The organism is Klebsiella sp. H-Nf2 (genome assembly GCF_002806645.1).
Taxonomy (GTDB): Bacteria; Pseudomonadota; Gammaproteobacteria; order Enterobacterales; family Enterobacteriaceae; genus Klebsiella; species Klebsiella variicola.
The window spans coordinates 101,406-107,411 of record NZ_PIBL01000014.1; the positions used below are offsets into that span (position 1 = coordinate 101,406).

The 6,006-nt window shown below is 59.4% G+C and carries 6 protein-coding genes; 5 read left to right on the forward strand and 1 reads right to left on the reverse strand.

Features of this window, described 5'->3' with window-relative positions; translation table 11 throughout:
* Positions 1 to 141: 141 nt before the first annotated feature.
* From CWM58_RS24360 to CWM58_RS24375, 4 genes are read left to right on the forward strand one after another with little or no spacing between them, the layout of a single operon-like run.
* The gene (locus tag CWM58_RS24360) at positions 142 to 993 is read left to right on the forward strand and encodes a transporter substrate-binding domain-containing protein (protein WP_002893184.1); all 852 of its coding nucleotides are present in this window, start codon (positions 142 to 144) and stop codon (positions 991 to 993) included.
* Positions 994 to 1,040: 47 nt separating this feature from the next.
* A complete protein-coding gene (locus CWM58_RS24365) occupies positions 1,041 to 1,682 on the forward strand; it encodes an amino acid ABC transporter permease (protein WP_004142522.1) in 642 nt (213 codons plus the stop codon).
* A gap of 14 nt (positions 1,683 to 1,696) precedes the next feature.
* Positions 1,697 to 2,362, forward strand: coding sequence for an amino acid ABC transporter permease (locus CWM58_RS24370; protein ID WP_100681997.1), 666 nt, complete (start codon positions 1,697 to 1,699; stop codon positions 2,360 to 2,362).
* Positions 2,355 to 3,116: an amino acid ABC transporter ATP-binding protein gene (locus CWM58_RS24375; protein ID WP_008805553.1), complete on the forward strand. Its 762-nt coding sequence runs from the start codon at positions 2,355 to 2,357 to the stop codon at positions 3,114 to 3,116. The genes CWM58_RS24370 and CWM58_RS24375 overlap by 8 nt, the downstream gene beginning before the upstream one ends.
* A 54-nt stretch (positions 3,117 to 3,170) precedes the next feature.
* Here the strand turns inward: CWM58_RS24375 and CWM58_RS24380 are convergent, their stop codons facing one another.
* Positions 3,171 to 3,935 (reverse strand): SDR family NAD(P)-dependent oxidoreductase, encoded by a 765-nt coding sequence (locus CWM58_RS24380; protein ID WP_008805554.1) that lies wholly within the window; start codon positions 3,933 to 3,935, stop codon positions 3,171 to 3,173.
* A gap of 180 nt (positions 3,936 to 4,115) precedes the next feature.
* Between CWM58_RS24380 and CWM58_RS24385 the strand changes: the two genes are divergently transcribed.
* Positions 4,116 to 5,453 carry an aspartate aminotransferase family protein gene (locus CWM58_RS24385; protein WP_008805555.1) on the forward strand — a complete coding sequence of 446 codons (1,338 nt, stop codon included), beginning with the start codon at positions 4,116 to 4,118 and terminating at the stop codon, positions 5,451 to 5,453.
* The last annotated feature ends 553 nt before the right edge of the window (positions 5,454 to 6,006 follow it).

A 6,006-nucleotide genomic window follows, 5' to 3' on the forward strand; every position in this document is an offset into this window, starting at 1 on the left:
TCTATACGGAATTGAAAAACGCTCCCACATTAAAAACGTATTCAGCCGCCGTGGACCGGAACGTCTCCGGCCACTATTTTGCAGAAACCTTTTCGCGTTCTGGAATGAACCCGTCTGGCCAATCCATCAGGGGTGAAAATAATGAAAAAATCATTGGCATCAATGTGTCTGAGCGCTGTATTAACGGTCGCTTTTTCTTATCACGCCGTCGCGGCCGATCTTCCGGAAATAGAAAAATCCGGCACCCTGAAAGTGGCGACGGAAGATGATTATGCGCCGTTTAACTTTATGAATAATGGCCAGGCCGATGGCTTTAACAAAGATATGCTTGAGGAATTACGTAAGTACGCCAAATTCCATGTCGACCAGAGCATATTACCGTGGACCGGATTATTAGCGGCCGTCTCCACCGGGCAATACGATATGGCCTTAACCGGGGCGGTGATTACCGATGAGCGGCTGAAGGTTTTTGATTTCACCCCACCGTGGGCCTCCGCGCAGCACTATTTCGTCAAACGCGCTGGCGATACTTCGTTAAATACGATAGCCGATCTCAGCGGCAAAAAAGTGGGGTTACAGGCCGGGAGCGCGCTGCTGGCGCGTTTGCCGGAGCTGAAGGCGATGCTGGAGAAGACCGGCGGCAAGCTGGGACCGGTGGTGGAGTATCCCTCCTATCCGGAAGCCTACGCCGACCTGGCGAATAAGCGACTGGATTACGTGATTAACGTGGTGATCTCGGTAAACGACCTGGCGAAAGCCAAACCGAAGGTCTTCGCCAAAGGGCTGGCCGTCTCCGGACCGGGGTATATGGCGTGGCCGATCCCGAAAAATTCGCCGCAGCTGCTGGCCTATATGACCAAGTTTATGAACCACATGAAGGAGACCGGCAAGCTCGCCGAGCTGCAGAAAAAATGGTTTGGCGAAACCTATGACAACCTGCCGACCGAGGCGATCACCAGCCCGGAACAGTTTCACAAACTCGCCGGACTGTAATATTCCGCGGCGGGCGACCGCCGCCTGTTGCTGAGAAGGAGGGCCTCATGGATGCAATTTCCTGGCAGTTATTAATCGAAGGCGCATGGACGACCCTCTGGATTTCGGCCATCGCTATCGCCTTCGGGGTGGTGGCGGGCCTGCTGATCGCCCTGGTGCGGATGCTGCGCCTGCCGGTGATCGACCAGCTGCTGGTGGTCTATATCAGTCTGGCCCGCGCGACGCCGCTGGTGACGCTGGTGCTGTTTCTGTTTCTTTCGCTGCCCACGATGGGCATTAACCTCGACAAGAACGTGGCCGCGATTGTGGCGCTGACGCTTAACACCTCGGCGTTTAACGCTGAGATCTGGCGCAACGCTTTCCGCACCTTTCCGCGCGAACAGCGGGAGGCGGCGGAGTCGGTGGGAATGCGCCGCTGGACCTACTTCCGCTACATCATGCTGCCGCAGATGTGGATCGAGAGCCTGCCGGCGCTGGTCAATGAGATGTCCTTTTTGATCAAAGGTAGCCCGGCCATCGCCGTGATTGGCGTGGTGGATCTCACCCGGGTCACCAACCGTATCTCCTCGGTCACCTACGAGCCGCTGTCGCCGATCCTCGCCGCCGGCCTGCTGTATGTGGTGATCATCGGCTGTTTGTTGAAGCTGCAGGGTATCGCGGAACGTAAAGCCAGGCGTCTGGCGCGCTAGGAACGGGAGGCATTATGAATCAGTGGGGCGTTATCTGGTCGGTTCGCGATAGCTTTATTGCCGGGTTATTCGCGACCCTCGAACTGTTTATTACCGCCGCCCTGGCGGCGCTGATTATCGGTATTGCGCTGTGTTATTTTAGCGAATATCAAAAGAAAGTGATTAACCGGATTATTATTGCTTTCGTCAGCCTGATGCGTGCGATCCCTTTTTTGATCCTCGCTTATCTTCTGTATTACGGGCTGCCGCAGCTCGGTATTAGCATGGAGCCGTGGACCGCCGGTTTACTGGCCCTGATTATTTATCATGGCGCCTATTTTTTTGAAATATTGCGCAGCCAGCGGCGGGTATTTTCCGGCGGATATATTGAAGCGGCGATTGCTCAGGGCTTTTCGCGCTATGCCATTTTTCGGCGGATTATTTTACCCAATATCATCTCTTCCGCCTTACCGCTGATCGGCAATCAGCTGATTATTTGCCTGAAGGACACCGCTTTCCTGAGCATTATTACCGTTCAGGAGATCACCGCCGCCGCCAACAGCGTCCAGGCGACCTATTTTATTCCGTTTAACGCCTTTATCGTCGCCATTGGGCTTTACTGGGCGATCAGCATTCTGCTGGAGCTGCTGATTAAGCGCCTGACCGCCTGGGGAGCCAAAAGAGGAATGAGCCATGCCTGAGTCTATTGCCGTAAGCGTCAAAAACGTCTCCAAACAGTTCGATAATGTGGAAGTCCTGCGGGATATTAACCTGACGGTGGAGAAGGGGACCGTGGTGAGTATTCTCGGCTCGTCCGGGTCGGGAAAATCCACACTGCTGCGCTGTATGAACTGGCTGGAACAGCCGGACCGCGGTGAAATTCATATCGGCGGTCAGCGACTGGGGATTGATGAGCAGCGCGGCCGGGCGATGTCGCACCGCCAGCTGGCCAAAATCCGCGAGCGGGTGGGGATGGTCTTTCAGAGTTTTAACCTGTGGCCGCATCTGACCGTTCAGCAAAACGTCAGCGAGGCGCTGCTGCACGTTAAGGGCATGAAACGAGACGAGGCGAAGGCCATTGCCATGCAGCAACTGGAGAAGGTTGGCATGGCGCACAAAGCCGATGTTTACCCGATCACCCTCTCCGGCGGGCAGAAGCAGCGGGTGGCGATCGCTCGTTCACTGGCGATGTCGCCCGAAGTTATTCTCTTCGATGAACCGACGTCGGCGCTGGATCCGGAGCTGGTTAATGAGGTGTTGGGGGTAATGAAAGCCCTCGCCGCCGAGGGCTACACTATGGTGGTGGTGACGCACGAGATGGATTTTGCCCGCCAGGTGTCCAACGAGGTGGTGTTTCTGGAGAAGGGGCTGCTGATTGAGAAGGCGCCGCCGGAGAAGTTCTTCACTCAGCCTGACTCCGAACGCGTCAGGCAGTTTCTGCAAAGCAGCCGTTAGTCCGGCTTGCATCCCCTGCCGGTATCGCCGGCAGGGGAAAAACCACGCGCCCGCCTAATCCCGGTCAATGGCGAACGGCTGCCACGCCTGACGGACCGGCATCACCTCCACCCGGTTAATGTTCATATGCGCCGGTAACGTGGCGATATAAAACATCTGCTCGGCGATATCGCGCGCGCTCAGCGGCGTGGTGCCGCGATAGAGCTTATCCGATGCCGCCTGGTCGCCTTTGGTACGCACCAGGGTAAATTCGGTCTCGGCAATCCCCGGCGCCAGATCGGTGACCCGCACGCCGGTGCCAAGCAGATCGCAGCGCAGGTTATAGCTGAACTGCTTCACAAACGCCTTGCTGGCGCCATACACATGGCTGCCGGGATAGGGCCACTGTCCGGCAATCGAGCCGATATTGATAATACTCGCCCCGGCGCCATGGCGGATCAGCGTCGGCAGCAGGGCGTGGGTCATCGTCACCAGACCGGTGACGTTGGTGTCGATCATCGTTTTCCAGTCCTCCAGCGCCACCTCCTGCGCCGGCAGCGGCGACAGCGCCAGCCCGGCGTTGTTGATCAGGGTGGTGACATCGGCGAAGGGGGCGGGGAGCGACGCCACGGCGGCAGCCACCGCCTCGCTGTCACGAACGTCAAGCTCAATAATATGCACCGGCACCTGAGCGGCGAGTCTGTCCTGCAAGGCCTTCAGTCGCGGATAGCGGCGCCCGCTCAGCACCAGCGACCAGCCCGCGTCGGCAAACACCTGCGCTGCCGCTTCGCCAAAACCCGAGGTCGCCCCGGTGATAAACACTACGTTGCTCGTTGCCATGTCATTCTCCTGTGCGGTTGTCCCTCCACTATAAAAACGCCGGACGGCAAGGCACAGGGCCAGACGGCGGATGCGGATGTGACACCGTGTCACATCGTTTTTCACGCACTGGCTCTATCCGTTTTGCGCTGCCGCGGCCAATGATGAAGCCAATCACAACGACATGAGAGAGGGCAGGGTATGAAGCTGGCACTACAGAACGAGGTCGCGGTAAGCAATGATGAAGTTCGGCAGCTGGATCGCGCTTATGTGTTTCATTCATGGTCGATGCAGGGCAATCTCCATCCGCTGGTGATTGCCGGGGCGCAAGGCTGCGAGCTATGGGATTACGAGGGGAATACCTGGCTCGATTTCAGCAGCCAGCTGGTGAACGTCAACATTGGTTATCAGCACCCCCGGGTACTGGCGGCCATGAAGGCGCAGCTGGAGACCCTGGTCACCATCGCGCCCGCCACCGCCAACCTTGCCCGCGGCGAAGCAGCGAAGCGCATCGTCGACCTGGCGCCGGCGGGCTTCAGCAAGGTGTTCTTCACCAACGCCGGGGCGGATGCCAATGAGAACGCGATTCGCATGGCGCGGCTCTATACCGGGCGCGACAAGGTGCTGTCGGCCTATCGTTCCTACCATGGCAACACCGGCAGCGCGATCGCCGCTACCGGCGACTGGCGCCGGGTGCCGAATGAGTTCTCCCGCGGCCATGTTCACTTCTTCAACCCCTACCTTTACCGCAGCGAGTTCAACGCCGCGACTGAGGAAGAGGAGTGCCAGCGCGCGCTGGCGCATCTGCGGCGGATCATTGAATGCGAGGGGCCGACGGCCATCGCGGCGATCCTGCTGGAGTCCATCCCCGGCACCGCCGGGATCCTCGTGCCGCCGGCAGGCTATATGCAGGGTGTGCGCGCCCTGGCCGACGAGTTTGGCATCGTGCTGATCCTCGATGAGGTGATGGCCGGCTTTGGCCGTACCGGCAGCTGGTTCGCCTTCGAACAGGATGGCGTGGTGCCGGATCTGGTGACCTTTGCCAAAGGGGTTAACGCGGGCTACGTGCCGGCGGGCGGGGTACTGATTAGCGAACCGATTGCCCGCTATTTTGACGACCACTTTTTTGCCGGGGGGCTGACCTACTCCGGCCATCCGCTGGCGATGGCGGCGATTGTCGCCACCATCGACGCGATGAAAGAGGAGAAGGTGGTTGAGAACGCGGCCTATATCGGCAACGAGGTGCTGCGCCCCGGTCTCGAGGCGCTGGCGGAGAAGCACGCCATTATCGGCGAGGTGCGTGGTCGCGGCCTGTTCCAGGCGCTGGAGCTGGTGAGCAGCCGTGAACAAAAAACGCCGCTGACCGCCGCCGACATGGCCGCGATCAAAGGGGCCTTAACCGAGGCCGGGCTGTTGGCCTTTGTGGTGGAGAACCGCATTCACGTGGTGCCGCCGTGCACCATTACTGCTGAGCAGGTGGCGCAAGGGCTGGCGATTTTTGATGCGGTCTTTGCTCGCTTTGCCAGCCTGGCGAAGTAGGGGAGTAGCAACGGATAACGTTACCTGGCAGTACGCTTGCCGGGCCTAAACGCCAGCTGGACAGTTCCCTCTCCCTCTGGGAGAGGGCCAGGGTGAGGGAAAGCACCGCCGGGGAGCCCCTTATGTTATCTGTGGCTTCAGCGCACATTGCGCTCCCGGTTAATCGTCTGCGTTATGTCACTCATGGCGCAGGGAGCGCACAGGGGGCGGCCAGTCGCCGCCGCCCCCTGTACCCCCGGGCTCCGGCCAGCAACATCGCCACTGCGTGGTGCCTTCGACTTATCCCTGCAGGCTTCGGGTCGGGCCGGGGCAGCGTCCGTGCAAAACACGGCCCTCAGCCCGCATCCATGCGGGCTGCCCCGGCCTGCCGGGAACGTCTCAGCGATGTTGAGGCCGCAACACCGGCAGTTTCAGCAAGACTGGTGAATAAATTAACGGCAGGCCGCACGGACCGTAGGTCGGGTAAGCGAAGCGCCACCCGACAAAACAACGGCGCATCGGGCTAAGGCGCCGGGCAGCGGGGATAGGGTGCGCTCTATTGCCCTCACCCCGG

Excerpts from the sequence above, each read along its gene's own strand:
- CWM58_RS24360 (WP_002893184.1), top strand. The coding sequence starts at position 142 with ATGAAAAAATCATTGGCATCAATGTGTCTGAGCGCTGTATTAACGGTC.
- CWM58_RS24375 (WP_008805553.1), top strand. The coding sequence starts at position 2,355 with ATGCCTGAGTCTATTGCCGTAAGCGTCAAAAACGTCTCCAAACAGTTC.
- CWM58_RS24365 (WP_004142522.1), top strand. The coding sequence starts at position 1,041 with ATGGATGCAATTTCCTGGCAGTTATTAATCGAAGGCGCATGGACGACC.
- CWM58_RS24385 (WP_008805555.1), top strand. The coding sequence starts at position 4,116 with ATGAAGCTGGCACTACAGAACGAGGTCGCGGTAAGCAATGATGAAGTT.
- CWM58_RS24380 (WP_008805554.1), bottom strand. The coding sequence starts at position 3,935 with ATGGCAACGAGCAACGTAGTGTTTATCACCGGGGCGACCTCGGGTTTT.
- CWM58_RS24370 (WP_100681997.1), top strand. The coding sequence starts at position 1,697 with ATGAATCAGTGGGGCGTTATCTGGTCGGTTCGCGATAGCTTTATTGCC.